The organism is Roseateles sp. (genome assembly GCF_047654805.1).
GTDB lineage: Bacteria > Pseudomonadota > Gammaproteobacteria > Burkholderiales > Burkholderiaceae_C > Pelomonas.
The window spans coordinates 5,445,735-5,471,514 of record NZ_JASGIV010000001.1 but is presented as its reverse complement, the minus strand read 5'-3'; the positions used below and the strand labels follow the sequence as shown (position 1 = coordinate 5,471,514).

23 protein-coding genes are annotated in these 25,780 nt (G+C 69.3%); 3 read left to right on the top strand and 20 right to left on the bottom strand.

Features of this window, described 5'->3' with window-relative positions; all coding sequences use genetic code 11:
- Window positions 1–45: 45 nt before the first annotated feature.
- The 13 genes from QM732_RS24745 to QM732_RS24685 form a co-directional block, all read right to left on the bottom strand.
- Window positions 46–3,219 carry a S8 family serine peptidase gene (locus QM732_RS24745; RefSeq protein WP_415658740.1) on the bottom strand — a complete coding sequence of 1,058 codons (3,174 nt, stop codon included), beginning with the start codon at window positions 3,217–3,219 and terminating at the stop codon, window positions 46–48.
- Between the two features lie 28 nt (window positions 3,220–3,247).
- Window positions 3,248–4,009, bottom strand: a complete 762-nt coding sequence (locus tag QM732_RS24740) for an NF038120 family PEP-CTERM protein (RefSeq protein WP_415658739.1) — start codon at window positions 4,007–4,009, stop codon at window positions 3,248–3,250.
- Between the two features lie 227 nt (window positions 4,010–4,236).
- On the bottom strand, window positions 4,237–4,758 hold the full coding sequence (locus tag QM732_RS24735; protein ID WP_415658738.1) for a type II secretion system protein: 522 nt from the start codon (window positions 4,756–4,758) through the stop codon (window positions 4,237–4,239).
- Complete coding sequence (locus QM732_RS24730) at window positions 4,755–5,132, bottom strand: type II secretion system protein (RefSeq protein ID WP_415659435.1); 378 nt, start codon at window positions 5,130–5,132, stop codon at window positions 4,755–4,757. The genes QM732_RS24735 and QM732_RS24730 overlap by 4 nt, the downstream gene beginning before the upstream one ends.
- Before the next feature lie 2 nt (window positions 5,133–5,134).
- On the bottom strand, window positions 5,135–5,602 hold the full coding sequence (locus QM732_RS24725) for a type II secretion system protein (RefSeq protein WP_415658737.1): 468 nt from the start codon (window positions 5,600–5,602) through the stop codon (window positions 5,135–5,137).
- Window positions 5,603–5,617: 15 nt separating this feature from the next.
- A complete protein-coding gene (locus QM732_RS24720) occupies window positions 5,618–7,789 on the bottom strand; it encodes a secretin N-terminal domain-containing protein (RefSeq protein WP_415658736.1) in 2,172 nt (723 codons plus the stop codon).
- Entirely contained in the window at window positions 7,786–8,301 is a 516-nt protein-coding gene (locus tag QM732_RS24715; RefSeq protein ID WP_415658735.1) for a hypothetical protein, read from the bottom strand. Before QM732_RS24715 ends, QM732_RS24720 begins: the two co-directional genes overlap by 4 nt.
- On the bottom strand, window positions 8,298–8,807 hold the full coding sequence (locus tag QM732_RS24710) for a hypothetical protein (protein WP_415658734.1): 510 nt from the start codon (window positions 8,805–8,807) through the stop codon (window positions 8,298–8,300). Before QM732_RS24710 ends, QM732_RS24715 begins: the two co-directional genes overlap by 4 nt.
- A complete protein-coding gene (locus QM732_RS24705; protein ID WP_415658733.1) occupies window positions 8,804–9,940 on the bottom strand; it encodes a hypothetical protein in 1,137 nt (378 codons plus the stop codon). Before QM732_RS24705 ends, QM732_RS24710 begins: the two co-directional genes overlap by 4 nt.
- Window positions 9,933–11,444, bottom strand: coding sequence for a GspE/PulE family protein (locus tag QM732_RS24700; RefSeq protein ID WP_415658732.1), 1,512 nt, complete (start codon window positions 11,442–11,444; stop codon window positions 9,933–9,935). The genes QM732_RS24705 and QM732_RS24700 overlap by 8 nt, the downstream gene beginning before the upstream one ends.
- On the bottom strand, window positions 11,441–12,634 hold the full coding sequence (locus QM732_RS24695) for a type II secretion system F family protein (protein ID WP_415658731.1): 1,194 nt from the start codon (window positions 12,632–12,634) through the stop codon (window positions 11,441–11,443). Before QM732_RS24695 ends, QM732_RS24700 begins: the two co-directional genes overlap by 4 nt.
- Before the next feature lie 13 nt (window positions 12,635–12,647).
- Window positions 12,648–13,070 (bottom strand): type II secretion system major pseudopilin GspG, encoded by a 423-nt coding sequence (gspG, locus tag QM732_RS24690; protein ID WP_415658730.1) that lies wholly within the window; start codon window positions 13,068–13,070, stop codon window positions 12,648–12,650.
- A 94-nt stretch (window positions 13,071–13,164) separates the two neighbouring features.
- A complete protein-coding gene (locus QM732_RS24685) occupies window positions 13,165–14,538 on the bottom strand; it encodes a TIGR03790 family protein (RefSeq protein ID WP_415658729.1) in 1,374 nt (457 codons plus the stop codon).
- A 288-nt stretch (window positions 14,539–14,826) separates the two neighbouring features.
- Here QM732_RS24685 and QM732_RS24680 point away from each other — a divergent pair, with 288 nt between their 5' ends.
- Window positions 14,827–15,588, top strand: coding sequence for a sulfite exporter TauE/SafE family protein (locus tag QM732_RS24680; RefSeq protein WP_415659434.1), 762 nt, complete (start codon window positions 14,827–14,829; stop codon window positions 15,586–15,588).
- Between the two features lie 36 nt (window positions 15,589–15,624).
- Entirely contained in the window at window positions 15,625–16,443 is an 819-nt protein-coding gene (locus QM732_RS24675) for an HDOD domain-containing protein (protein WP_415658728.1), read from the top strand.
- Window positions 16,444–16,446: 3 nt separating this feature from the next.
- Here QM732_RS24675 and QM732_RS24670 read toward each other — a convergent pair whose 3' ends face one another.
- The 6 genes from QM732_RS24670 to QM732_RS24645 all read right to left on the bottom strand — a co-directional run bounded on the left by QM732_RS24670 (window position 16,447) and on the right by QM732_RS24645 (window position 22,615).
- A complete protein-coding gene (locus QM732_RS24670) occupies window positions 16,447–17,433 on the bottom strand; it encodes a GGDEF domain-containing protein (RefSeq protein ID WP_415658727.1) in 987 nt (328 codons plus the stop codon).
- 73 nt (window positions 17,434–17,506) lie between these two features.
- Window positions 17,507–18,604 carry a DUF484 family protein gene (locus tag QM732_RS24665; RefSeq protein WP_415658726.1) on the bottom strand — a complete coding sequence of 366 codons (1,098 nt, stop codon included), beginning with the start codon at window positions 18,602–18,604 and terminating at the stop codon, window positions 17,507–17,509.
- Window positions 18,601–19,506 (bottom strand): pseudouridine synthase, encoded by a 906-nt coding sequence (locus tag QM732_RS24660; protein WP_415658725.1) that lies wholly within the window; start codon window positions 19,504–19,506, stop codon window positions 18,601–18,603. The genes QM732_RS24665 and QM732_RS24660 overlap by 4 nt, the downstream gene beginning before the upstream one ends.
- Window positions 19,503–20,405: a hypothetical protein gene (locus QM732_RS24655; protein WP_415658724.1), complete on the bottom strand. Its 903-nt coding sequence runs from the start codon at window positions 20,403–20,405 to the stop codon at window positions 19,503–19,505. The genes QM732_RS24660 and QM732_RS24655 overlap by 4 nt, the downstream gene beginning before the upstream one ends.
- 4 nt (window positions 20,406–20,409) lie before the next feature.
- Window positions 20,410–21,711 (bottom strand): UDP-N-acetylglucosamine 1-carboxyvinyltransferase, encoded by a 1,302-nt coding sequence (locus QM732_RS24650; RefSeq protein WP_415658723.1) that lies wholly within the window; start codon window positions 21,709–21,711, stop codon window positions 20,410–20,412.
- A 106-nt stretch (window positions 21,712–21,817) separates the two neighbouring features.
- Window positions 21,818–22,615 (bottom strand): rhodanese-related sulfurtransferase, encoded by a 798-nt coding sequence (locus QM732_RS24645; protein ID WP_415658722.1) that lies wholly within the window; start codon window positions 22,613–22,615, stop codon window positions 21,818–21,820.
- Between the two features lie 83 nt (window positions 22,616–22,698).
- Here QM732_RS24645 and asd point away from each other — a divergent pair, with 83 nt between their 5' ends.
- On the top strand, window positions 22,699–23,535 hold the full coding sequence (gene asd, locus QM732_RS24640) for an archaetidylserine decarboxylase (protein ID WP_415658721.1): 837 nt from the start codon (window positions 22,699–22,701) through the stop codon (window positions 23,533–23,535).
- Here asd and QM732_RS24635 read toward each other — a convergent pair.
- Entirely contained in the window at window positions 23,477–25,774 is a 2,298-nt protein-coding gene (locus QM732_RS24635; RefSeq protein ID WP_415658720.1) for a putative bifunctional diguanylate cyclase/phosphodiesterase, read from the bottom strand. The genes asd and QM732_RS24635 overlap by 59 nt on opposite strands.
- Window positions 25,775–25,780 lie beyond the last annotated feature (6 nt).

Below are 25,780 nucleotides of genomic sequence, written 5' to 3'. Positions count from 1 at the left end.
ATGTGGCCTTGAGCGGGGCACGAGCCCCGCGATGGCTGGCGCGGCTTACTGCGCCACGCCTTCATCCACCAGCTTGGAGGCCACCGGGATGGGCTCGTTCTGCACCGGCAGCGCGCCATCGGTGGAGACGCGCAGCACCGTGGTCGCCTGCACCTTGCCGGAAGCATCCAGCCAGTGCGTGCCACCCACGGTACGCTTGCCCGTGGCCAGGCCCGACCAGGCCAGGCCCACCGTCGCCGTGCTGCCGGCATACACCGTGGACGGCACGACGGCGTTCAGGCCGCCGGCGTCGCCCGGCATCACGATCCAGCTGGACAGCTTGTGCCTCATCGGAGCGGCGCCGCCGTAGGCCAGCACGCATGCACGGTAGGTGGCGGCCGCCGGCGCGATGAGCTGCACCGCTTCGTTCGAGCCGTCATTGCCGGAGTACGTGTACGTGGCTGCGTTCATGTTGACGACGACCAGATCGTTGTCATCCGCAGCACTGCCCACGTCGGCCTGACGCAGCGCCCAACGCGCCACGATGGCACCTGCCGGCACGGTGAAGTTGTACTTGGCGATCGAGGCGTAGTTGGTGCTGCTGTAGCAGCGGCTGGCCAACGTCGACGAGCTGGTGGCCAGAGGCGTCAGAGACGTTTCCGGACTCATCGTCACGTCCTTCAGGCCGCCCTTGGACGCCGTCATGCGACCGCTGAAGCCGGTGCGCACGGTGAACAGCTTGCTGCCCGAAGTCTTGGTGTCGGTGAATTCGGCCGGGGCCGAGATCGCCTTGCCGGCGCGGGCCTGGACCGGAGCGCGCACGCTGTGCACGCCGTCGTTCCAGATCAGCTGGCCGAACTGCCAGACGCCTTCGGCCGCACCGGCGGCAGCGATGGTGACGTTGAAGGACTTGGTCTCACCGGGTGCCAGCGTCAGGCTGGTCGGCGAAACCGTCATCGTGAAGCCGGGCGGCGGTGTGATCGCGGCCGCATAGGTCGCAGCCGACGTGCCAACGTTGGTGACGCTGCGGGCGATGATGGTGCTGCCCGTCACCGCGCCCACCGTGATGGACGGCAGGTTGAGGTTGTAGGTCTCGTCCAGCGTGCCGATGGTGGTGCAGTCGCTTGCCGGGGAGACGGCAGCCCGGTTGACCTTGCACTGGTACTTGACCCAGTCGTTCTTGCCGGCGTTGTAGACCAGGCCCGGATCGTTGGCCTTCTGCGGGTCGATGTGACCGGCGCCCTGGGCCCAGGGCAGCAGGCCGTTCTGGGCGCCGGTCAGGCCGTCGTCCAGCGTCGAGAACGCGGAAGTCATCAGCGCCGACTTGATGGCGCCAGGGCCCCAGGTCGGGTTGGCCTGCTTGAGCAGCAAGGCCACGCCGGCCACGTGCGGGCTGGCCATGGACGTGCCATTCAGGGTGTCCCAGGCCGGGGGCGGCACCAGGGTGCCGGCGGCGACCTGGTTGCGCTGGTTCTGGTCCAGCGCAGGGGTCATCTGGGCAATGATGTCCACGCCCGGAGCGGTGACGTCGGGCTTCAGCACGTTGGCGTCACCGGCATTGGGGCCGCGCGACGAGAAGCTCGCCATGAGGGGTGCCGGCTTGGTACCGATCACCGCCTTGTTGATAAAGCCAGTGGGGCTGGCCGCGCCGCTGACATAGGTCTTGATGGCCGCGCCGCTGACGTTGTCCACCTGCACGGTGGGCACCGTCTGGAAGTCGGCGTCAATGGTCTGACCCGCCGATGCGTTGACCAGGATCATGCCCAGGCCACCGGCATCCTTGACTGCCTGGCCCTTGTCAACCCGCGCATTGTTGCCACGCGTGCAGACGACCAGCTTGCCGGCCACCTTGGCCGGATCCAGCAGCACCTGGCCGGCCGGCGGCGAGGCGCTGAAGCACAGGCTGGCGTCGCCACCGCCCACGCCAGCGTTCTCGGCCAGGATCATGGGCGTGTTGCCAAGGCCGGTGGCAGTCGTGGAGCCGCCGGTGTAGTTGGCGCCGTTGCCCAGAGTGGCACTGCCGGTAAAGGCGCGGTCATGCGTCGATGCCGCCACCGTCGTCAGCCAGGGGCTGATGTGGGCCACGGCCTGGCCGGGGCCGCTGTTGCCAGCCGAAGCGGCAACGAAGACGCCAGCCAGGGCAGCGCGGTAGAAGGCCTGCTCGACGGGGTCGTTGACCGAGGTCTGCGAGCCGCTGATCGAGTAGTTGATGACGTTGACGCCGTCGGCCACTGCTTGGTCGATGGCTGCCAGCGAGTCGGAAGGCCAGCAGCCGTTGGAGGTACCGGTGCCGTCCGTCGCCGTCGGGTCGATCTTGGTCCAGCAGACCTTGTACGCGGCGACGCGGGCGCGCGGCGCCATGCCCGAGGCCGTGCCCACCATGCCGCCATTGATGATCACAGGCACATTGGAGTTGCCGGCTGCCGTCGAGGCCGTGTGGTCACCATGGCCGCCGTGGCCGGTCGCGCCGCCCACGGAATCGCGGCCGGACACGAAGTCGGTCCAGTGGAAGAGGCTGACGTTGTTGTTGGCCAGCCACCCGGCACGGTAGTGCTTGATGCCGACCAGCTTGTTGTTGCAATGCGCAGCCGTGATGCCCTCGCCAGCGACGCAGCCGCCTGTAAAGGTGGCGGGCGCCGGGCCGTAGACCTGCGTGTCAGCCGGGTTGCTGCTGGGCACGCCATTGCTGTCGACGCGGTCGAAGAAGGCGGGGTTCTCAGGCCAGATACCGCCGTCAATGACGCCGATGACCATGTCCTCGCCCTTGAGCGCGGTGCCATTGATCGTCTTGGACCAGAGGCCGCCGGGCTCGCTCAGCTTCAGGAACTTGGAGGTCGAGATGGTGTCGAGCTTGCGGACGTCGTCTTCCCAGATGCCGACCACTTGGGAGTTCGCGACGAGCGTGCGGGCCTCGTCCTCGGTCAGGCTGGCGGCAAAGCCGTTGAACACGGTGTTGTACGTCGCCAGCACGGGCGCATTGCCGATGAGCGAGATGACGTTGTTCTGCTGCTGGCCCAGGTAGCTCACATAGGCCTGCACCGCGGCGCTGCCGAACTTGAACGACTGGCCGGGGGCCGGTTGCGTGGCCTGCAGGCCCGCGATCGTGCCTTGATAGGAAGCCGCGGGTTCGTCCTTCAGCTGGACGATGTAGGTCTTGCGGTCCTGTGCAAAGGCGCTCGTGGCCAAGCCGGAGACCAGGACCAGCGCCGCCAGCGCGGCGGGCGTGTGCTTCATCTTCATTGAGTGATCCTTTCTGCGGTAGGGCGGATTAGGCGGCGCGGCGACGGGTCACGCGGCCGGCGGCCAGGCCGGCGACGGCCAGCAACGCCAGGCTGCCCGGCTCAGGCACATGCTCGATGACGATGTCGTCAAGGGCGAACTGGGCACGGTTGCTTGAGAAGGCCGTGCAGCTGTTGCCGGCGCCCGGAGCCGCGCAGGCGAAACCGAAGGCATAGACGTAGTCGAACTCGATGTCACCGAAGGCGCCCGTGTTGATCGTGCTGAAGTTCAGCTGACCATTCGAGTCCAGGCCCGTCAGGGCGAAGGTGGCGATCGTCGAAACGCCGTCACGCACGCCTTGCAGGCGGATGAAGCCCGGCGTGTTCTGCAGCGGGTCACCGCTGCCAATGAAGCTGGCGCTGAAGCTCTTGATCGAGAAGCGGAAGTAGGAATCGGGGCCGTCCGCCATGCCGAAGGCAACGACACCGTCATCCAGCATGGCGAGGTAGTTGGTCGGGTTGTTGACCGGGCAGAGCAGGTCGGAACATGCGCCGTTGAGGATGGCACCGACAAAGTCGCCATACTGGGCACCGGCCGCGTTCGAGAAGGGGTCGAAGAACATGTTCCTGCCCGCCAGACCCTTCTGGTAGAACTCGTCGCCGTGGCCGAGGAAACCCGAGTCCCCGTACATCAGCGTTGACGTGTCGACGGGATCGAAGCTGATGGTCGTGCTCATCACGCCGGCCTGGACGCCCACCGAGGCAGCCAGGGCCACCGCAGCGAAGGCGATCGATGCCAAAGTCTTTTTCATTGAACTACCCACTTTCTTTGCAAAGTTGATCAACTCTGCGCAGGGGACAGCCGAGGTTCAGGCGTCTGGACGTCCTGCGCATAGGCCACTGGGCCAAGCTAGGCGGCCGATTCTGAGTGAGCAGGAATTCGCGAACATCCCCACTTGCCCGGCATCCAAGCAAGGGGGGAACGGGTATTCACCGAGCCGCGTGTCTTGACTAACCCGTACGAAATTCCTAACGCCCGTCAACTTGACGCCGCGCTGGCCGCCGAGGCCGCGGACGCCGGCTCCGCAGGGGCCTGCGGATGGGCTGTCGCGTTGCGCGACGAGAAGAACAGGTCACGTGCGACCCGGACCTGGGTGCCGTCCGGCCCGTACTCCAGCAGCAGGGGTTGCGTTGAGCGGCTGCGCACGGCGCTGAACGCGCCCGGCTGGCCCGGTTCGGCCACGAGTTCCCAGTCCGGCTCGCCGGTGAACGGGTCCGCATAGGCGCGGCGCAGATGGTGGCGTGGCCGCAGGCCACGAGGGTCGGAGAGCAGGTCGTCCAGGCTTTTCGGGTATTGCTGCGGCGGGTTGGGCGTGGCCTGCGCGTAGGCCGCGATGGCCCTTGCGATCTCACCGCCACGGAACAGCAGCTCACGTTCGCGCTCACGCTCGGCCGCCGTGCTCCAGGCCTGGCCCAGCGCGGCCAGGCCGGCAGCCGTCAATGCGACGAGAAAGAGGACGGCCAGATAGCTGTAGCCGTGCTCACGGCGCATCGTGCTCACCAGTCCGCGTAAAGGCGGCCATCGGCGCTGCGACCCGCGGCGCCGCTGCGCACGTCCCAGACCCGGCCGCTGGCCTGCATCTCGGCCGGCGGCGGCAGCTCGACCCAGGTCTCGCGGCTGGCGGTCAGCGGATCCTCGGGAATGTCGCGGATGTAGCGCGCGGCAGCCAGCTCCTGCAGCGAGTCGGGATAGCGGCCCTTGTCTGCGGCGTACTGGTCGATGGCATCGCGCATGGTGGTGAGCGACTGAAGGAGTGCCGTCTCCTTGCTCTTGTGCAGCGACGCGAAATACCGCGGCGCCGCGATGGACGCGAGCAAGGCCACGATGGCCATCACGACGATGAGCTCGATGAGAGTGAAGCCGCGCGTCCTCATCGTCACCAGTCCTTCAGCCGCGAGCCGTCCAGCGCCTTGCGCTCCGAGCGCGAGTGGATGTCGAACACGTCCTTGCCCGGGCGGGGGTCGTCCGGCGGGCTGTCGTAGGCACGCAGGCCCCAGGTCTCTGCGGCAATCAGCTCGGCCGGCGCAAAAGGATCGCGCGGCAGGCGGCGCAAGAAGTAGATCTTGCGGCCGTTGGGCGATTTCGCGTCGGCCACGCCGTCGACCAGCAGCTCCAGCCGCTGCGGGTAGCCGCTGTCCTCCGGGCTCAGCACGATGCTGCCGGCCTCGGCCGCGCGCTTGTAGGCATCCAGCGCGCCGCGCAGGGTGCGCAGCGCCTGACGCAGCTCGTGCTCGCGGCTGCGCTGCACCGAGAGCTCTAGCAGCGGCCGCGCCGCCGAGGCGAGCACTCCCAGCATGGCCAGCACCACCAGCATCTCGATCAGCGTGAAGCCTCGTGCGCGCATGGCCGCTATCTCAGCCTACTTGACGGCGTCGACGGTAAGCAGTCCGGTGCCATCCACGCGCACCGGGGCGGTCTCGCCATTCAGGCCAGCGGCGGACAAGCCGCTGAGGCTGATGTTCAGCACCTGGCCCGCCGCCGGCGGCAGCGCGCGCAGCGCAACGACGCGCTCGCCGCGCGGCGGCAGCTCAATGGGATAGCGCCCCGGTGACGCGCCCTGGATGGGCTGGGCCGGCGTCAGCTTGCTGGCGTCGTACTCCAGCTCTCCCTTGATCTGAAGGCCGCTGTCGTTCTTCAGCGCGACGGACACCGTGCCGCCGGCCGGCACCTGCGGCGTCACGTCCAGCTTGAGTGCAGCCTCGGCGGGCGCCATCACTGCAGGCTGGGTCGGCGCTGTCGCGGCGACACCACTGGCTGGCGCCACGCCCACCCGAGCCTCGCGCCGCAGCAGGCTGCTGAAGGCACCGGGGCTGGCGTCGATGCCGCTGGCCAGGCGCGTCAACGAAGCGTCGGGCACGGCCAGGTTGCGCACCACGCGTGGCGTGATCAGCAACACCACCTCGGTCTTGTTGCGCGTATCGCTGTGGGTACCAAAGAGACGACCCAGCACCGGGATGCGCGACAGGCCAGGAACGCCCGAGGCACTCTTGCGGTCCTCGTCGTTGATGAGACCGGCCAGCACCTGGGTTTCCCCGTCGGCCAGGCGCAGCACGGTGGAGGTGTTGCGCGTGCCGATCTCGTAGGCCGTCGTGCCACCCGGGCCGGTGACCTGGCGAATCAGGTTGCTGACCTCCAGGCCCACCTTGATGACCACATCGTTGTCGAGCTGGATGGTGGGCTCGACGTCGAGCTTCAGGCCAATATCGAGATAGCTGACGGAAGCCGCGACCGACGTGGAACCGGTGAAGTTGGTCGTCGTCGTGAACACCGGCAGCTTCTGACCGATGTGGACCTTGGCCTTGTCGCGGTTGCGCACGCGGATCTTGGGATTGGCCAGGATGTTGGAGTTGCCCGAGGTGCCGCGCAGCGTCGCGACGACAGTGGGGTTGGCGATGCTGGCGCGGAAGTTGATCGGGTTCTTGCCGCCGATGAAGACCTGGTCCGGGATGTTGCCCGCGGCGTCGCTGATGCCCAGCCGTGCCGTCTCCGGCCACTGCAACCCCAGCGTTTCCACCTGGTCGGTTGCCAGTTCCATGACCTCCACCTCCAGCATGACCTCGGGCTCGGGCAGGTCTACCGAGGCAATGAGCTTCTCCACCAGCCGCAGCACCTCCGGCGTGTCGCGGACCACCAGCAGGTTCAGGCGCTCGTCAATATGGATGTCGCGCACCTTGGCGATGGTGCGCACCATGGCCTGCACCTGCTTCACGTCCGCGTTGGTCAGGTACAGCGTACGGGTGATGAGCTCCTGGTGCTCGCGCTGCTTCGCGGCGGTGTTGGGGAAGATCAGCACCGACGTGTCGTTGAGCAGTTTGCGGTCCAGCTGCTGCGTGTTGAGGATGACGCGCATGGCCTCGTCCATGGTCACGCTGCGCAGGAAGACGGTCACGCGAGCATCGGCGCGCACATCCTTGTCGAAGACGAAGTTGACGCCGCTGGAGCGTGCCAGCGCCTCGAAGACCTGGCGCAGCGGCGCGTCGCGGAACTCCAGCGTGACCGGCTTCTGGAAGGCAGGCCCCAGCTCGCCGACGGCTGACTCCAGCGGCCGCGCCTGCGCGACCTGGCTGGCCAGCAGACGCGCGCCCGGGTGCTGGGGCGACTCGGCGAGGATCTCGCGCGCCACCGCATCGGCGCGCTCAAGGCGCCCCTCCTTGAGCGCCACACGGCCGGTGGCGAGCTGGGCCTCCTGGCGGCGGCTGCGCTCGATCTCGGTGGTCAGCGCGGCCAGGCGCGGGTGCCGCGCATCGGCCAGTGCCAGCTGGCTCAGCAGCGCCGAGGCCTCGTCCCAACGCCCGGCGCCGCGCAACGCCTCGATCTGCAGCACCAAGCGGGCCGAGGCCTGTTCACGGGCCCGAACCTGGGCGGCGCGCAGCTGCGGGTCGGTCGGGTCCCTGGACAAAGCGTCGTCCAGCACGCGCAGCGCGGCGGGCCACTGGTTGCCGCGGCCCAGATCTTCGGCCTGGCGCAACGCCGGATTGGCGCAGGCCGCCAGCAGCGCGGCACTGAAGAGAAGGATGAGGTGCTGCTTCATGGGACAGGCCTGAAGACGATGTTTTGGGGGAGCTGCGAAGGCAGCCATGTCAGGCGCACGCCGCTGCCGGACACCTGCTCGACGCGCCACTGGCCGTCGATGACGTCGCCGCGTCGGGCACTGAGCGACTTGTTGGGGCCGGCCAGCAGCGCCACCTCGACGGCCTGGCTGCCTTCACCTTCGACGACGCGGCCGATCATCTGGTAGGGCGCGGGTGGCGCGACGGGTGGCGGCGGCGTTGCCGCGGCCAAAAGCGGCGGTGCGGGTGGCGGGGGTGGCGGGGGTGGCGGTTGCCAGGCGGCCAGCTGGGACGCTGATGCCTCTGCCCAGGCCGCGCGGCCGCCAGTGGCCGGCGCGGACGCAGGCACAGCGGACGCGGCCACGATGGGCCGGCGAGCCGGAGCCGCGACGGTGGCCGTGAGGTCCTCCTCGGGCCGCGTGGCCACCCAGGCGGTAGCCACCAGCGTGGCCGCGAGAGCGCCGCCCAGTACCAGTTGACGACGCTCCATCATGGCGTCCTCCCATGCAGCGACCACTGCAACTCGGCGTCGACATCGGCGCTCATCGGGCTGACGCGGCGCAGCTTGATCGCATCCAGGCTCAGCGCCGGATCGTGCTCCAGCGCTGCGCTGATGAAGCGGCGCACCTGGGCATAGCTGCCGGTCACCGGCATCGTCACGCGCAGCCGCTCCAGGCCCTCGCTGGCGGACAGACGGTGCTCGGTGCGTGCGCTGCCGAGGTCGAGGCGGATGCCCAGCTCCAGCAGATCAGCCAGGCGTTGCTGGCGGTCGCGGGACGACGGCAGTGCGGCCTGCCATTGCTGCACGCTGACCGGCGCCGCCGAGGCAGCGGCTGCGGGCCGCGCCCTCATGCGCAGCTCGCGGGCCTCTGCCTGCAACGCTGCAGCCTGGGCGTCCCAGCGCTGGCCGAGCGCCACGGCCCCGACGGCAAGCACCAGCGCCGCGAGGCCGATCAGGCCGGGCCAGCCCAGCACCTTGACGAGGGCGGGCCGATTCACGAGCCGCCTCCGGTCGCCACGCGGGCCTGGATCTCGAAGCGCTGGCCGACGAGGCCTGTCTCGGCCGCCGAGAACCGCGACAGCACCACTTGGCGCCAACCGGGCGTGGTGCCCAGCTGCTCGGCCAGCTGCAGGGCCAGCAGCTTGTCGGGCGTCAAGCCTTCGAGTCGCAGCTCACCGCGGCCCGCGCTGGCGTCCAGGCCCAGCCAGGCAATGGTCCTGGCATCGGCCCCCACGGTCTCGACGCGGGTCAGCAACGGTTCCCAGGGCATCGCCAACAACGCGCGCGCCTCGACGGCCGAACGATTCTCGGCCGGCTCGGCACGGCTGCGAGCCGCGGGCCTGGGCGTCGGTGCGGGGCGCAGCGATGCGACTCGGTCCCGCGCGGCCAGAGCCGCCTCAAGGGCACGATGGCTGTCGACAGTGCTCCACGCCGCCGTTGCCAGTACCAGCATGCCAGTGGCAGCCAGGGGCCAGGCCAGTGGTGAGCGGCCGCTACGCGGCAGGAAGTCGGGTTGCGGCGCCGCGGGGCCGGCATTGGCCGTGAGCTGGTCGGCCGGCGTACCGACGGCGACGGGTGCCTCTGCGCCCAGATCAGCAAGGCTCTGCACACGGCGTGACTGCAGGCCGGTGACCCGGCCGCGGTCAAGCACGATGACGACGGCCGTCATGGCCCCTTCTGCGCCCTCATGCCAGACCACGCGGCCCGAGCCCGCCCGGGTGGCCGCCGGCAGCGACGCCAGCCACGCCGCCCAGGCAGGGCGCACAGCGGCCAGGCGCACCCGGGCAGCCTCGGCCTGCGCGCGCAGAGTGGCGAGGTCCAGCCCGTGCAGGGCCGAAGCCCCGGCCGCGTCGCCGAGCTTCCAGGGCGCTATCGCAAAACGCTGCGCGCTGGCGCCGAAGTAATGGGCGAACTGCTGCTGGGCGTAGGCCTGCACGGCGTCCAGGTCGGCCAGCGGCAACCCCGGCTCGGCGACCAGCTCGTGCAGGGCACGCGCGCTGACGACCAGCTCCACGGCCGTGCCCGGGTGCTCGCGGCACCACGCCTCGAACTCATCCCCGCCGGGCGTGACGAAAACGCGCCGTGGCCTGGCCAGCCGGGCGGAGAGCTGCTGCCGCAGACGTTCACTCATCGAGGGTGACACGTTCCAGCTCCTCGAAGGTGGTCTCGCCACGGCAGACCGACGCCAGCGCCATCTCGCGCAGCGACTTCATGCCCCGCGCCCTGGCCGCGGCCTTGATCTCTGACATGGGCGCGCGCGCAGCGATCAGGTCGCGCAGGCCGTCGTCGAGCTTGAGCAGCTCAGCCACCGCTCGCCGGCCCTTGTAGCCCGTGCCGCGGCAGTGGCCGCAGCCCTCGCCCTTCATGAACACCCCGTTGATGACGCCGTGGCGCGCCAGCGTGGCCGCATCGGGTGTGAACGGCCGCGCACAGTGCCTGCACGTTAGCCGCACCAGGCGTTGCGCCAGCACCGCGTTCAGCGCGGAAACGACGTTATAGAGGTCCAGGCCCATGTGCATGAAGCGGCCGATGACGTCGAAGGCGTTGTTCGCATGCACGGTGCTGAAGACCAGGTGGCCGGTCAGCGCGGCCTGCACGGCGATCTGCGCCGTCTCGGCGTCGCGGATCTCGCCCACCATGACGCGGTCGGGATCGTGGCGCAGGATGGAGCGCAGGCCGCGCGAGAAGGTCAGCCCCTTTTTCTCGTTGACAGGTATCTGCACGACACCGCTGAGCTGGTATTCGACCGGGTCCTCGATGGTGATGATCTTGTCGGCGCCCGTGTGAATCTCGGCCAGCGTGGCGTACAGCGTGGTCGTCTTGCCCGAGCCCGTGGGGCCGGTCACCAACAGCATGCCATGGGGCTGACGCGCCTGGTGACGAATGGCGGCGCGCTCTTCGTCGTCGAAGCCCAGCGCGTCCAGCGTCAGCGCGCCGGCGCGCGCGATGGCGGCGCGGTCCAGGATGCGGATGACGGCATCCTCGCCGAACACGCTGGGCATGATGGACAGGCGGAAGTCGATCTCGCGACCCTGCACGCGCAGCTTGAAGCGGCCGTCTTGCGGCAGGCGGCGCTCGCCGATGTCCAGCTCGGCCATGACCTTGAGGCGCGACACCAGTTGCTCGGCCACCTGCGGACTCTCCACCTGGCGCACCACGGCCATCACCCCGTCGACGCGGAAGCGGATGGTGGCGCCGCGCGCGGTGCATTCGATGTGGATGTCGGAGGCCGTGTCCTGAAGCGCGTCGTAGAGGGTCGCGTTCAGCAACCGCACGACGGGGCTGGCCTGCTCGCTCAGGGCCAGCGCAGACAGCTCCTCGGTCTGGTCCTCGACGGTGGCGAGTGCGTCCTCAACATCGGAAAGCGCCCGGAAGTCGGCCTCGCCCGCGCCGAGGAAATGCGTCACCGCATCGCTCGACGCACGCTGCCAGCCCACCGGCGCGTTCAGCCGCGACTCCACGCTCTGCAACAGCATGGCATCCTCGTCGCGCTCGGCCAGCAGCACCCGGCGGCCGTTGGCACCCACGGCCAGCACCGCGCGCCAGCGCTGCGCCTGGGCCTGCGGCCATTGCTCGAAATCCAGGTGCCAGGGGCCCTGCTCGGCCGGCAGCCAGTCTGCCAGGGAGGTCGTCATTGGACTTGCTCCACCAGTTGGAAGATGGGCAGGTACATCAGCACGATGATCCCGCCGATGAGCACGCCCATGATCAGCATCAGCGCCGGGTTGACGAGGCGGGACAACAGGTCCGTCAGCCGCGCGGCCTCTTCGTCATGGAAAGCGGCGGCGCGCTCCAGCATGGACGCCACCTCGCCACTGCGCTCACCCACGCGCAGCATGCGGCGCGCGACCGGCGTGGCCAAGTCCTGCGCGTCGAAGGCGGCGGACAGGCGCTCGCCACGCTCGATCTGCGCGGCCGCGCCCTGCACGGCCGCGCGCCAGGGGGCAGCGACGACGTCGACGACGATCCTCAGCGCCGCCAACGCCGGCACGCCCGAGGCCAGCAGCATGGCGAGCGACCGGTACAGCCGCGCCAGCGCCAGCACACGCAGGCGAGGCCCCAGCCCCGGCAGCGTCCACAGCGCAGCCTGCGCACGCTGGCGCACGACGGGCTGGCGGATCAGCGCGAAGATTGCAAAGCCGATGGCCACGATGCCCCCGATGACCAGGCCAGGGTGCGCGCCAGCGGTCTGGCCGAACTCGATGAGGGCGCGAGATGCCCAGGGCAGGTCCCCGCTGGTCTGCTCCAGGATTCCCGCGAAACGCGGCAGCACGTAGAGCAGCAGGAACAGGATGACCGCCCCACCGACGCCCAGCAGCATCAGCGGATAGACCATGGCCGCGACGAGGCGCGAGCGCAGCGCATCAACCCAGGCGAGATACCGTGCATGCTGGGCCAGCGCGGTGGACAGCTGGCCGGTCTTCTCGTTGGCGGCGACGATGGCACAGATCAGCTCGTCGAAGGCTTGCGGCCGCTGGCGCAATGCGACGGACAGCGGCTGGCCCTGCTCGATCTGGGCGATGACGCCATCCAGTGCCGCGCGCACGCCGGGCTGGCCTTCTTTCTCGCGCAGCGTGTTCAGCGCCTCCAGCAGCGCGATGCCGGCATCCAGCAGCACGGCCAGTTCCTGGCTGAAGAGCTGCAACGGGAACTTGCTACCGCGCCGCCAGGGGCGGGCAGCCCCCGCGCTCGCAATCTCGCGCACCTCAAGCACATGCTGCGGCTGCACGCCGAGCACGGCGGCGACGGCGCTGCGGTCGGGCGCCTCGACGCGCTCCGAACTGACGGCGCCCGCGCGCAGCACGCGGGTCTGGAACTGAGGCACGGGACGGGCTTCTTTACCAGGAGGTGAGGTCGGCGTCCTCGCCCTCGCCGCCGGGGCGGCCGTCCCTGCCAAAGCTCAGCAGGTCGTACTCGCCATGCTCACCCGGACTGCGGTACTGGTAGTCGTTGCCCCAGGGGTCCTTGGGCACGGCCTTGGACAGGTAGGGGCCGGCCCATTTGGGCTCGTCGGCCGGCTTGGTCACCAACACGGCCAGGCCCTGCTCGGTACTTGGGTAGCGGCCGACGTCGATGCGGTACTGATCCAGCGACTTGGTCAGCGCATCGATCTGGGCGCGGGCGGCCTTGACCTCGCTCTTGCCGATCTGGCCGAAGAACTTGGGACCGACGTAGCCGGCCAACAGGCCGATGATGACCATGACAACCAGCAGTTCGAGCAAGGTGAAGCCGCGGGGACGGGCATTGAAGGGGCGGGACATGGTCGTCGGGCAGGGTACAGCGGGAGGGCGACTGTTCAACGGCGGGCGGCGCCGGGCAATCGGGATTTGACCGACCCGCATTCTCAGGGGCGGATCATGACGACTGCGCCAGGGTGCAGGTGTTGGCCGTGTTGTCCGGGCAGGGTCCCTGCCAACGGATGCGCGTCGCTGCGGCGGGCGGCAGCGGCGAGCGGCCATCGAGCGGCTGGCCGCGCACCCCGGTGAACGTGGCCAGCGTCGTCCAGACCGCCCCCTGCAGGTACTGCAGGCTGTAGCGAGAACCCGGCCGCAGGCTGCGCGTCTTGATCTGGTACTCGCCTGCGACGATGACGAAACTCGGGCTGTCGCGGAAGGGCTGGGCCAGCGGCTCGCCGACGAATAGGCCCTGGCCCGGCCACTGCACGGCCTTCCAATAGGCCTCGATGGCCGTGGCGCCGCGCCAGTACTGGTCGATAAGCACCGAGGCCCGCGAGAACTTCTGCGGCAGATTGCAGGGTTCCTCGACGGTGCCGTAGCTGGCAGTGGCGCCGGCGTCCAGCCAGGCCGTAACGGGCATCTGGCCATTGCCTGAAGGCAGCAGGCCACCACTGGAGGTCAGCGTGTCGGCCAGCGCCCCCGCGCGGAACTGCAGCGTGGACAGGCTGGGGACGCTGGCAAGGCCCGTCAGGTAGAACAGCACGCCGCTCTTCCCGGACAACGCATTGGCGCTGGCCGGGCCCGCGCCGTTGTCGAAGTAGTTCAGCGTCAGCGCGCCAGCCCAGGCTGCGGGCAGGCCCGAGAAATCGTTCCAACGCACGCTGCGGTCCGCATCGGTCGTGCGCACCAGCCAGCCCTCCCCGCTCGGCCGGCTGGCATCTGCGGCCACGCCACGCTCGATGAGCGCCCTGGCTGCGTCCAGCGTGCTCGCACCCAGCAGCATGGCCGGCCGCAGCTGCAGCTCGGCCGCAGGCCGCCGGGTCTCGCTGTCGTACAGGGGCGACGCAGCCGTGGTGGCGCACAGGTCGGCTGCCGGGCTGGGGTTGCAGTAGCGGGCGTCGAAGCCGAAGGCCATGGCGCTGGTGATGCCCATGCTGCAGCCGCCGACGACGCGGCTGGGCGCGCCCCACGTCAGCAAAATGGCCTGGATGCCAGCCGGCAGCTTGGCCTCAATGTCGGCTTTTAACAACGCAAAGTCCGTCGCCGCGATGGTCTGGCTGGCCGTGTTGACCCGCACCCGAACCAGATTCGCCGCCGGCACGCCACGAGCCGCCAGATAGACCACCCCGACTGCCTCGCTGAGGGCGTCGCCTTCGGCCACGACGACCGCCAGATCGGCCGGCGCCAAGCCGGTGGCCGGCAGCGTGAGCGTCAAGGTCTGTCCGAGGCCCGGGCTGCCACTGTCGCCGCCTCCGCCGGAGCCGCCACCGCAGGCGCTCATCAACAACAGCATCGGCAGCGACAGGGGCGACAGGTGAAGCAAGCGGCGCATGCTCCTGATTTTTACTGCGCAGACCGCCCCATGGTGCGCACAGTTTTGGTGCGCATACGCACCTTTCGCAGCCAGCGAACCCGGGCTTACCCCAGTGTCGTGCACCGTCGAGGGGCACTACATTCTCGGCACTCGACGCGGTTCCGGGCTCCGGTCCAGGACTGCCGGGCGGGTTGTGAGGAGACAAGACAAGCGACAAGCGCACAAGGTTGCTTCGTAACCCCGAAGACAATCACGACGGCCACCAAGGCACCCTTGGTGGCCGTTTTCTTTGCCCTTCCCATCGACATGCTCGATCTGTTCATCGTCGCCGCAGCCTCGCTGCTGGCAGGCTTCATCGATGCCGTGGCAGGCGGTGGCGGCCTTGTCCTCACGCCGGCGCTGTTCAGCACATTTCCGAACGCCCCACCGGCCACGTTGATGGGCACGAACAAGGGCGCAGCCATCTGGGGCACGGGCTGGGCGACGCTGCAGTACGTGAGGCGCGTCTCCCTGCCCTGGCGCCGCCTGCTGCCCGCCGCCGTGCTGGCCGGTGCCGGCAGCTTCTCGGGTGCCTGGGTACTGACGCTCGTCAGCCCGGACGGCTTGCGCAAGGCCTTGCCGCTGGTGCTGCTGGCGGTGTTCATCTACACGCTGGCCAAGAAGGACCTGGGCCGCGAGCACCGGCCGCGCTTTGCTGGCCGCGCCGAGGCGCTCGCCGCCGGCGGCATTGCGCTCGGCGTGGGTTTCTATGACGGCTTCTTCGGTCCAGGCACCGGCAGCTTCTTCGTGTTCCTGTTCGTGCGCGTGCTGGGCTACGACTTCCTGCATGCGTCGGCCACGGCCAAGCTGATGAACCTGCTGACCAACGCATTCGCCATCGTGTTGTTCGTCAGCAAGGGTCACATCTGGTGGCACGTGGCCGCCGTGATGGCCGTGACCAACGTCATCGGCAGCCTGGCCGGCACGCGGCTGGCACTCAAGCATGGCGCCGGCTTCGTGCGCGGCGTGTTCATCACGGTCGTCGGGTGTTTGATCCTCAAAACTGCCTGGGACGCCTTCCTCCGCTGATCTACCATCGGGCATTCCCTAGCGCCTCAATTCACCATGCCCGTCGATCCTCAACTGCGCAATCTGGACATCGAGATCCCGACCCAGCCCGAGGTCCTGGTCAAGCTCTCGCTGCTGATGGCGGCCGAGGACATCGACCTGCAGGCCATGTCCTCCCTGGTCGAGACCGACATGGCCCTGGCAGCCGCCGTCATGAAGGCGGTCAACTCCTCGCTGTACGGCCTGCGCGGCCGCGTGCAGACGGTGCATCAGGCACTGACCTATCTCGGCATGCGCGAGGTCGCAGCCATCACCTTCGAGATGGGACTGCGCGCCGCCTTCCCGGCTGCGGTCGAACTGGAGTCGGTATGGTCGCGCGCCTCGCAGCGCGGCCTGCTGATGGGCCGCATGGGCCAGATGCTGGGCGTGGACCCCTGGGCCGCGCACTCCGCAGGACTGTTCGAGGAATGCGGCAAGGCCGTCCTGTACCGTCACGCGCCGACGCACTACCCGGCCATGCTGCGCGCCGCGACACGCGACGCTGAGTTGGTCGAGCTGGAGCGCACGGCCTTCGGGGTCAGCCACGATGCCCTTGGTGCCGCGCTGTGCGAGAGCTGGGGGCTGGCGCCAGCGGCCGTGGCCAGCGTGCGCCATCACGTCGAAATCCAGGCCACGCTGACCATGCCCGAAAGCCTGGCGCGCCGCAGCGTCGCCGCCATCTCGACAGTGGCCTGGGCCTTGCTCAACCACCCCGACCAGCTCGACGACATCGCCAGCCAGATCGCCCCTCAGGCCCAGCTCGACGAGACCCTGGTGCTGCGCGCCGCGCGGCGGGTGAATGAGCAGCTACTCGCCGCGCAGGAGCACGGCCGCTGAGCTTCAAGCCGCCAGGCTGAGCCGGTCCCGGCCCGCATGCTTGGCGATGTAGAGCGCCTCATCGGCCGCCTGCAGCAGCGCCTGGGCGCTCAGATAGGGATGTGCCGGGCTGGCCGCGGCGAGGCCGATGCTGAGCGTCAGGCTGCCTTGGCCGTCGGGTAGGCGCAGCGCGCGCAACTCGTCGCGCAATGACTCCAGCACGCCCTGGGCCTCGGCCATGCCAACGCCGGGCAGCAAGGTGACAAATTCCTCGCCGCCCAGTCGAGCCACGACGTCCGTGTCGCGCTTGAAGCGCTCCTTCAGCAGGCCGGCAACACGCTGCAGCGCGGCGTCGCCCACGTCCGTGCCGTGCGTGAGGTTGAACTGCTTGAACTGGTCCAGGTCCAGCACGGCCACGGCCAGCAGGCCGCGCTGGCGCTGGGCCCGCTTGAACTCGCGCCGCAAGGTTTCGTCGAAGGCCCGCTGGTTAGCGATGCCGGTCAACGCGTCGGTGCGCACCAGGCCAGCCAGCTCACGCTGCCGGGCCTCGAGCGCGGAATGGGCCTCCTTCAGCAGATGGCGTTGCTGGGCCAGCTCGCGCTTGAGCTCACGAGCATGCTGGTCCTGCTGCCACAGCGAACCGCGGGCACGCAGCATGGCGTGGCCGATGCGATCGAGCTCGGCGCTGAGGCCAGGCGCCGGCACGGCGGCTTCAGGCATCAGCGGCACGGGAGCCGATTCCATCGCTTCGCAGCCCGCCGCGAGCCGGCGCAGCGGCTTCAGCAGCAAAGCCTCGATGAGCAACAACTGCGCGGCGCTGAGCAGCAACACCAGCCAGGCGGTGCGTGCCAGACCTTCGGCAAGCGGCTCATAGCCGCCCAGGCTCCACTCGAAGACGCCGACGACGCAGGCCGCCAGCAACGGAACAGCCAGCACCAGCCGCAACCTCAGCGAGCCCAACCGGCGCGGGCTGGCTCCGTTCACGGGGTCGGCGAGGGAATCGGTGCTCATGGTCGGCGTTGACAACGGCTCAAATTGTCAGGGCCGCATGAGGCGCCGTGCAGTGCGGGAACCTCGGGGTTTTTCAGGACGCAGCGCGCTCGGCGGCGTCGGACTCCGCCGCGACGGTGCGGTTGCGGCCGGCACGCTTGGCGTCATAGACGGCCCGGTCAGCAGCCGAGAGCAGGTCGGCAAAGCTGACCGCGCCCGGAGGAAGCATGGCCAGGCCCACCGACAACGTCGCGCCGATGGTGCCGCCCTCAGGCGTGATGAAGGGCGCCTCCTGCACCAGCAGCCGGATTCGCTCGGCCACTTCGCAGGCACCTGCCAGGTCAGTGCGCGGCAGCAGCACAACGAACTCCTCGCCCCCATAGCGCGCCGCGAGGTCACCAGTACGCAGCGAACGCTGGATGAGACCACCCACCTGGCGCAGCACCTCGTCACCGGCCGGATGGCCGTGACGGTCGTTGATGGACTTGAAGTGGTCGATGTCCATGAACAGGCAGGCCAGCGGGTAGCGGTGGCGCACGGCCTGGCTGAACTCGATGAGGCTGCGGTGGTCGAAGTAGCGCCGGTTGTGCACGCCGGTCAGGCCATCGGTCATGCCAGCGCGGCGCAGCCGCTCGCGGTTGAGCATGCTCTCGATGCTGATCGCTGCGATGGCTGCGAGGCGGTCCAGGAACTTGGTGCCCGAGGCGGCGTCGTAGCGTTCGGGGTCACGCGAGCCGAAATGCAGGCTACCGATCAGCAGGCCCTGGCGGATCAGCGGCAGCAGGGCAGCCGAGCGCACACCAGAGCCCTCGCCGAAGGCCTTGTCCAGCAGGCCCTGCTCGGGTCCAGGACCGATGAGGCGGGTGACGCGCGCGGCCCCGAAGAGGTCCTTCAACGGGCCATGGTCGTCCAGCAGCATGGGTGCTTTGACCATGGGCAGGGCCGGCAGCGCGCGGCGCAGCTCCTCGTCCGGGTCCAGCAGCCACAGCTCGGCGGCGTCCAGGCCGAAGTCATCGCGGCCGTCGACCAGCAGCAGATTGACCAGCTCCTCCATCGAGTTCACGGCGATGAGGCGGCGCTCCAGCGCATCGAAGCGATCCAGCTTGCGCTCGTTGGCCGTCGCGGCATCGAGCAGGGACTGCAGCTGGCGGCGCAGTTCCTGGACCTGTTCTTGAAGGTTGGGCGCGTTCATGAAGGCGCGATTGTCAGGGCGGTGCGTTCGAAGCTGCGTTGCTGACCCGTGACGGGGTCGGTGAATGCGATCGCGCGAGCCACCAGTTGCAGCGGCGCGTCGAAACGCGGCGGATTCTCCTGCGGATGCAATCGCGGGTAGATGCGGTCGCCGGCGATGGGCAGACCGATGGCGCTCATCTGCGCACGCAACTGGTGCTTGACGCCACTGCGCGGACGCAGCTCGTAGCGCGCCAGGCCGGCGCCGACAGCCTCGACGAGGTCGATCCAGGTCTCGGCATTGGGCGCGCCGTCCACGGCCCGCATCTGCATGAAGGCCTCGCCTTCGCACTCCACCAGCCGGTGCGTCAGCACGCGTGGCCAAGGGCCGGCGCCAGCGGGCGCGAGGGCTTCGTAGACCTTCTCCACGGCGCGATCGCGGAACAGGTTCTGGTACGGCCCGCGCTCGGCAGCTCGAACGCTGAAGACGACCAGGCCCGCCGTCTCGCGGTCCAGGCGGTGGATGGGGCTGAGCTCGGTCAAGCCGGTGGCACGGCGCAGCCGGGTCAGCAGCGTCTGCTGCACGTAGGCTCCTGCGGGCGTGACGGGCAGGAAGTGCGGCTTGTCGGCGACGAGCAGGTGCTCATCGCGGAAGACGATACGCGCTTCGAACGGGATCTCCGGCTCGGCGTCGAGCTGGCGCCAGTAGTAGACGCGGCGGTTGGGGCGGTAGCCCTCGGCGACGGGCTGGCCGATCTCGTCGACGACCTCGCCACGGGCGATGCGCTCGGCCCAGTCGCCTACCTTGGGCAGGCGCTCAACGAGGAAGGCGCTCAGCCTGTCCCAGGGGCCAGGCGGGCAGAACACTGCGCTGGCGCCTACGCCTTCGCGCAGCGGCAGCCGTGGCTTGCTGGGCCGGCTCACTCGATCCGCGCCCCACCGCGGGCGCGCTCATCCATGTAGGCATTGAGGCGCTTCATGTCCTGCTGGTCGACGCCGCCGCCGCGCCATTCGTGCATCCAGGCCTCGCGGTCGGGGTCGCTCGCGAGGCCCCGCACGGCCGCGTCAATGGCGCGGATCTGGCGCAGGCCCTCGGGCGTGCGGCTGCAGGACACGGTGGCGAGCAGCGTGCTCAGGCCTTCTGCCACCGGCAGCGCGACGAGGGCACCGGGATCGCCGACGCGTGCCAAGTACTCCTGCACGACGCTCGGGTACTCCAGCGTGTAGTCCATGCGGCCGGCGCGCAGCATCTCCAGCATCTGGTGGCTGAACTTGGCGCCCACGGCCAGGCGCGGCACGGTGTGGCGGGAGAGCAGGCTGTCGATCTGGACGCCGAAGGCGCGGTCGCGGGCCACCAGCGGATGCAGGTCCCGGCGCTGCAGCAGCTGGGCCAGCACGAGGCGGCTACCCGGGGGTTGCCCCGCAACCAGCTCGGTCATCAGCTTGCGCGGCACGATGACATGGACCTCGCGCGAGGCCAGCGGCGGATAGAGGTGCGAGAAATGCAGCCAGCGCAGGCGTTCTGGCGTGCGCACATGCAGGGTGGAGCACAGCGTCTGCCCGCGGCGACTCTCCGCCTCGTAGCGGGCCGTGCTGGCCTCGACGAACGCATGCCGGTAGCCAGACATACGCGGCAGCAGCACGCGCATGAAGCCGTCTACCTCGCCACGGCCGAGCTCGGCCACCGAGCCGGGCGGGCGCCCCTGGACGAAGCTGAAATGAGGCGGCACGTCCTGTGCCACCCAACGTACGGTATCGGCGGTGGGTGTGGCCCGGGCCGACGCTACCGCCAGCACTGCGGCGACGCACGCCCAGCGCCACATGAACTCAGTCGCCCTCGACCCATTCCATGCGCGCACCCAGCTCGCCGATGTGCTCGACGAAGTTGGGGTGGGCGCGGCGGATGGGCGTCGCATTCCGGATCACGCTCTTGCCTGGGATGCTGGCCGCCACCATCAGCAGCGCGATCGCGACGCGGATGATGTAGGGACTCTCGACCTCCGCCGGGCTCAGCGGCTTGCCGCCGAAAGTGATCATGCGGTGCGGGTCGGAGAGGAAGGCATGGGCACCGAACTTGGCCAGCTCCGATGTCCAGCCCATCGCGCCGTCATAGACCTTGTTCCAGAACATCACGCTGCCCTCGGCCTTGACGCCGAGCGCGACGAAGATGGGCAGCAGATCCACCGGCACGTACGGCCAGGGCGCGGCCTCCACCTTCTGCAGGATGTTGCGCGTGAAGGGCTCCTTGACTTTCAACGGGCCGTTCGTCCTCACGCTGCTCCAGCCACCCTCGTGATGGATCTGCACGCCAAACTTGGCGAAGGTGCGATCCAGCAGCGGGAACATTTCCGGCGCGCCGTTCTTGACCTGCACGTTGCCACCCGTGATGGCGCCCAGGGCCAAGAAGGTGACGATCTCGTGGAAGTCCTCGGTAAACGTGTAGTCGGCTCCGCCCAGTTCCTGCACGCCAGTGATCTTCAACTTGGACGTGCCATGGCCTTCGATCTTCGCGCCCAGCAGCGACATGAAGTTGCAGAACTCCTGCACATGCGGCTCGCTGGCGGCGTTGGTCAGCGTGGAGACGCCATCGGCCAGCGCGGCACACAGCACGAAGTTCTCGGTGGTGGTGACGGAGGCGTAGTCCGTCCAATGGGCGTTGGCCGTCAGCGGCCGGTGCACGCGCAGGATCAAGCCGTCGGGCAGGCGCTCGACCTGGGCACCGAAGCGCTCGAAGACCTCCACGTGCGGGTCGATCTCGCGCGCGCCCAGCGTGCAGCCCTTGACGTCGTCTTCGATGCGCGCTGCGCCAAAGCGGGCCATGAGGCCCGGCACCAGCATGATGGAGGAACGCATCTCCTCGGGCAGGCGGTCGACGTTGGGGTCGAAACGGGTGTGCTCGTGATGGACGTCGAGGACGCCGGTCTTGAAGTCCAGCTCGACCTTGGAGCCGAGCTTGCGGAAGACCTCGACGATCTTCTTCACATCGGTGATCTCGGGCACGCCGCGCAGACGCACGGGCTGCTTCGTGAGCAGCGTGGCGCAAAGGATGGGCAGGACGGCGTTCTTGTTGGCCGAGGGGACGATGCGGCCCGAGAGGGGCGTGCCGCCATGGACGATCAGGTGGGACATCGAATGACTGGTTTCGGTGCGCGCAAGCGGCGCGCGGTGGCATTGTCGGGGTTTGCGGCGCCGCGCATGCGGCAAGGTCCGGAAGCTTTCCTCCGCGCGGGGGGAATCATTCCTCCGCGGCCGGGTCCAGGCGCCTGGCCCGCGCCAGACGCCAGGCATCGGCCGGATCGGTGAAGACGGCCTCGGCCCTCGTGCCCGTCTCGCGACCAGCGGCGTCGATGGCGATGCGCTTGTCGAAGACGTAGCACTCGCCCTGCCAGTCCCGCGCGCCATCCTCGGGGAAGGCCTCGAGGTAGTTCAGGATGCCGCCGTCGAGCTGGGCCACCGTGATGCCCTGAGCCTGCATCCAGGCCGCTGTCTTCTCACAGCGGATGCCTCCGGTGCAGTACATGGCGACAGTCCTGCCCTGCCACTCTTCGCGGTGCGCCTCGACATAGGCCGGGAAGTCGCGGAAATGGGCTACGCCGGGATCGACGGCGCCACGGAACCTGCCCAGCCTGAATTCGAAGCTGTTGCGGTTGTCGAGGACGACCGTGCCGGGGTCGGCCAGCAGCTCACGCCAGCGCTGCGGGCTGACATGGGTGTCGGTTGCATCGCGACCGCTGACGCCCGGCACGCCGAAGGCGACGATCTCGCGCTTGACTGAGACCTTGAGTCGGCTGAAGGGTGGGCGTTCGCAAGCGTTGCGCTTGACATGCAGGCCGGCAAAGCCGGGCTGGCGCTGCAACGCTGCCTCGAAGCGGGCCAGCGTCTCGGCAGGGCCGGCCACGGCAGCGCTGAGGCCTTCGCCAGCGACGATCACCACGCCGCCCAGCCCGGCGGCAGCCTCGCGCAGCCAGTCGGCCAAGGCGGCCGGGTCGACCACGGGCGTGAAGCGGTAGAAGGAGCTGTGAACCAGGGACATCGTCCGACATTGTCCGCGCTCACCCTAGGATGCCCCGACCAGACGCGCTCCTAGAATCCGCGACCCTTCACGGCCCCCATGCCATGTCCGACCGTCTCAAAGTCCTGCCGCAGTACCTGATGCCCAAGCTGGCCATGACGCGCCTGGCCGGGCACTACGCGTCCCGACCTCTTGGCGGCATCACGACAGCCACCATCCGCCGCTTCGTCGAGCGCTACGGCGTCAACATGGCGGAAGCGGCTGAGCCGGACATCGCCGCCTACAAGACTTTCAACGACTTCTTCACCCGTGCCCTCAAGCCCGGCGCGCGCCCGCTCGCCGAGGCGCCGCTGGTCTGCCCGGTGGATGGCGCGATCAGCCAGGTGGGTCGCGTCCACGGGAACCAGGTCTACCAGGCCAAGGGCCAGACCTTCACGACGACCGCCCTGGTCGGCGGCGATGCTGAACTCGCAGCGCGCTTCCAGGACGGCCTGTTCGCCAACCTGTACCTCAGCCCCAAGGACTATCACCGCATCCACATGCCGGCCCGGGGACGGCTGGTGCGCATGGTGCACGTGCCGGGCGAGCTGTTCTCCGTGAACCCGACGACGGCGCGCGGGGTGCCGGGGCTGTTCGCGCGCAACGAGCGAGTCGTCTGCGTGTTCGACGACGACTCGCTGGGCCGATGGGTGCTGGTGCTCGTCGGCGCCACCATCGTCGGCAGCATGGCAACGGTCTGGCATGGCCAGATCAAACGCAGCGGCCCTGTGCGCGAATGGAACTACGCCCCCGGCCAGGTCACGCTGGCACAGGGCGAGGAGATGGGTCGCTTCCTGCTCGGTTCCACCGTCGTCATGCTCTTCGAGAAGAGCGAGCTGCAGTTCAACCCGGCGTGGCAGCCGGGTGGCTCGATCCAGATGGGTGAGTCGATGGCGCGCTGAGGAGCGTGCCGGCCGCCTCCGGCCCCAGCGGCCGAGACAGCAGCCAGCCCTGCAGATGCGTGCAGCCTAGGCGCTCGACCTCGGCGGCCTGGGCCTCGGTCTCCACTCCTTCCGCGACGATGGCCAGGCCCAGGGCCTGAGCCAGCACACAGGCCGCACGCACAACAGCGCCCGCAGAAGGCTCGGGCAAAGGGTCCACCATGCTGCGGTCCAGCTTGAGCGTCGTGATGGGCAGCCGGCGCAGCAGCGTCAATGAGCTCTGGCCAGTGCCGAAGTCGTCGAAGGCCACGCCGACGCCGGCCTCGCGCAGTCGCGCCAGCTGGGGCAGCACCCGGTCCATGTGCGTCATCGCGGCGGTTTCGGTGATCTCGAGTTCGATCAGCGCCGGATCGACACCATGGGCCTGCACCAGCGCCAGCAGCCAGTCGGCGAAGCCGCCGTCCTCGAACTGCAGCGGCGACACGTTGACGGCCACCGGCAGCGGGGTCAGGCCCTGCAGCTCCCAGGCGCGCAGTTGCCGAGCGGCCTGGCGCAGGATGAGGGCGCCCAGCGGGACGATCTGGCCGGTCCGCTCGGCAGCGGGGATGAAGTCGGCAGGGCTGACCCGCCCCCGGCCCGGCCGCTGCCAGCGCACCAGCGCCTCGAAACCGGCCAGCCGCCGCGCACCAGCCTCGAACTTGGGCTGGTAGTCGAGCTGGAACTCCTCGTGCTCGATGGCGGCGGCCAGGGCCTGCTCGATCTCCAGCAGGCCGCCGGCGCCAGCCGCCATGCCGAGCTGGAAAGCCACGACAGCCGCACCGGCCTGTTGCTTGGCCTGGTGCATGGCCACATCGGCCGCGCGCAGCAGCGCCGCGCCGTCCTTGCCATGGGCCGGGAAGCGCGCTATGCCAACCGACAGGTGCACATAGAGCGCGCGGTGGCCGACGACGAATGGCGCGTTCATCAGTGCCAGCAGGCGCTGGCCCGCCAGCAGCGCGGCCGCATCGTCGTCGACGCCGGACTGCTGCAGCAGGAACTGGTCCTCGCCGAGACGTGCGACCAGAGCATCGGGCGGCTGCGACTGGCGCAGCCGCGCCGCGATGGCCTGCAGCAGCGCGTCGCCGGTCTCGTGGCCCAAGCTCTCGTTGACGAGCCGGAAACGGTCCAGGTCGGCCGACAGCAGCGCGAAGCCCGGGCTGCCGGGCGCCGTCAGCTCGGCCAGACGGGCCAGCACGGCGTGGCGGTTGGGCAGGTCGGTCAGTTCGTCGTGCAGCGCCTGGCGGCGCAGCGCTTCGGTGGCGCGGTGGCGTTCGGTGTCGTCCAGCATCAGCACCAGCAGCGCCGGCTGGCCCTCCCATTCGGTGTAGCTGGAACTGCCGCGCAGGTAGATGGCACTGCCGTCACGCCGGTAGCGCTCGCCCTCCCAGGTGATATGACCGCGGCGCTGCTGGATCAGCTGCGCATAGCGGGCCTGCGCGGCCTCACGCTCGGCCGGGGCCATCATGGACTCGATCGGCACCACGCCCTCGACACGGTCGAAGCCGAACATCGCCAGCGCCGCCGGGTTGGCATAGACGGCACGGCCATCGCGCAGTACTGCCAGGCCCTGCATGGACTGCTCGTAGAGCTGGCGCAGCCTTGAGTTGACCCGCTCCGTCTCGTGGTGGGCGCGCCGCACCGACAGCAGGATGAGAGCCATGGCCAGGGTCATCTGCACGTAGGTGCCGAGGATGTGGGTCAGCGTAGAGCGGGCCAGCGGGTCCAGCATCGGACCGCTGAGATGCACCAGGCCGGAGGCGAAGAAGCAGCCGGCGACAAAGCGCTCACTGGGCGCGCCGCCCCGCCACAACCAGGCTGCCGCCAGCCAGGCGCCGCCGGTCAGCACGAGGGCCGCTGCGACGATTCCCCAGTGCTGCTCCACCAGGGCCAGCGCAAGGATCACGCCCAGCAGCGCGGCAAAGAGCGGCGCGTTGCGCTTCCAGTGCCAGGCGCGCCCCCGATAGCGCGCAGCGCCAGCCAGCTGCAGGGCCAGCGACGCGATGATGCATGCGGTCGCGACGGTGGCCTGCACCTGGTAGTGAAGCGAGCGCGCATCGGCCGGCACGAGCGCGACACCCAGCGTCAGGCCGAGGGCCAGCAGCACATGGCTCCAGCCCCAGTCGCTGATGTGGGGATGGCCGGGCTCCAGGCGGGCCAGCGCGAGCAGCGTCAAGCCCAGCATGGTGATCAAGCTGGTGCTGATCAGGAGCAGGCCGGTCATCCGACC

Coding starts and splice junctions, on each gene's coding strand:
- QM732_RS24745 (WP_415658740.1), bottom strand. CDS start 3,219: ATGAAGATGAAGCACACGCCCGCCGCGCTGGCGGCGCTGGTCCTGGTC.
- QM732_RS24740 (WP_415658739.1), bottom strand. CDS start 4,009: ATGAAAAAGACTTTGGCATCGATCGCCTTCGCTGCGGTGGCCCTGGCT.
- QM732_RS24730 (WP_415659435.1), bottom strand. CDS start 5,132: ATGAGGACGCGCGGCTTCACTCTCATCGAGCTCATCGTCGTGATGGCC.
- QM732_RS24725 (WP_415658737.1), bottom strand. CDS start 5,602: ATGCGCGCACGAGGCTTCACGCTGATCGAGATGCTGGTGGTGCTGGCC.
- QM732_RS24720 (WP_415658736.1), bottom strand. CDS start 7,789: ATGAAGCAGCACCTCATCCTTCTCTTCAGTGCCGCGCTGCTGGCGGCC.
- QM732_RS24715 (WP_415658735.1), bottom strand. CDS start 8,301: ATGATGGAGCGTCGTCAACTGGTACTGGGCGGCGCTCTCGCGGCCACG.
- QM732_RS24705 (WP_415658733.1), bottom strand. CDS start 9,940: ATGAGTGAACGTCTGCGGCAGCAGCTCTCCGCCCGGCTGGCCAGGCCA.
- QM732_RS24700 (WP_415658732.1), bottom strand. CDS start 11,444: ATGACGACCTCCCTGGCAGACTGGCTGCCGGCCGAGCAGGGCCCCTGG.
- gspG (WP_415658730.1), bottom strand. CDS start 13,070: ATGTCCCGCCCCTTCAATGCCCGTCCCCGCGGCTTCACCTTGCTCGAA.
- QM732_RS24685 (WP_415658729.1), bottom strand. CDS start 14,538: ATGCGCCGCTTGCTTCACCTGTCGCCCCTGTCGCTGCCGATGCTGTTG.
- QM732_RS24680 (WP_415659434.1), top strand. CDS start 14,827: ATGCTCGATCTGTTCATCGTCGCCGCAGCCTCGCTGCTGGCAGGCTTC.
- QM732_RS24675 (WP_415658728.1), top strand. CDS start 15,625: ATGCCCGTCGATCCTCAACTGCGCAATCTGGACATCGAGATCCCGACC.
- QM732_RS24670 (WP_415658727.1), bottom strand. CDS start 17,433: ATGAGCACCGATTCCCTCGCCGACCCCGTGAACGGAGCCAGCCCGCGC.
- QM732_RS24665 (WP_415658726.1), bottom strand. CDS start 18,604: ATGAACGCGCCCAACCTTCAAGAACAGGTCCAGGAACTGCGCCGCCAG.
- QM732_RS24655 (WP_415658724.1), bottom strand. CDS start 20,405: ATGTGGCGCTGGGCGTGCGTCGCCGCAGTGCTGGCGGTAGCGTCGGCC.
- QM732_RS24650 (WP_415658723.1), bottom strand. CDS start 21,711: ATGTCCCACCTGATCGTCCATGGCGGCACGCCCCTCTCGGGCCGCATC.
- QM732_RS24645 (WP_415658722.1), bottom strand. CDS start 22,615: ATGTCCCTGGTTCACAGCTCCTTCTACCGCTTCACGCCCGTGGTCGAC.
- asd (WP_415658721.1), top strand. CDS start 22,699: ATGTCCGACCGTCTCAAAGTCCTGCCGCAGTACCTGATGCCCAAGCTG.
- QM732_RS24635 (WP_415658720.1), bottom strand. CDS start 25,774: ATGACCGGCCTGCTCCTGATCAGCACCAGCTTGATCACCATGCTGGGC.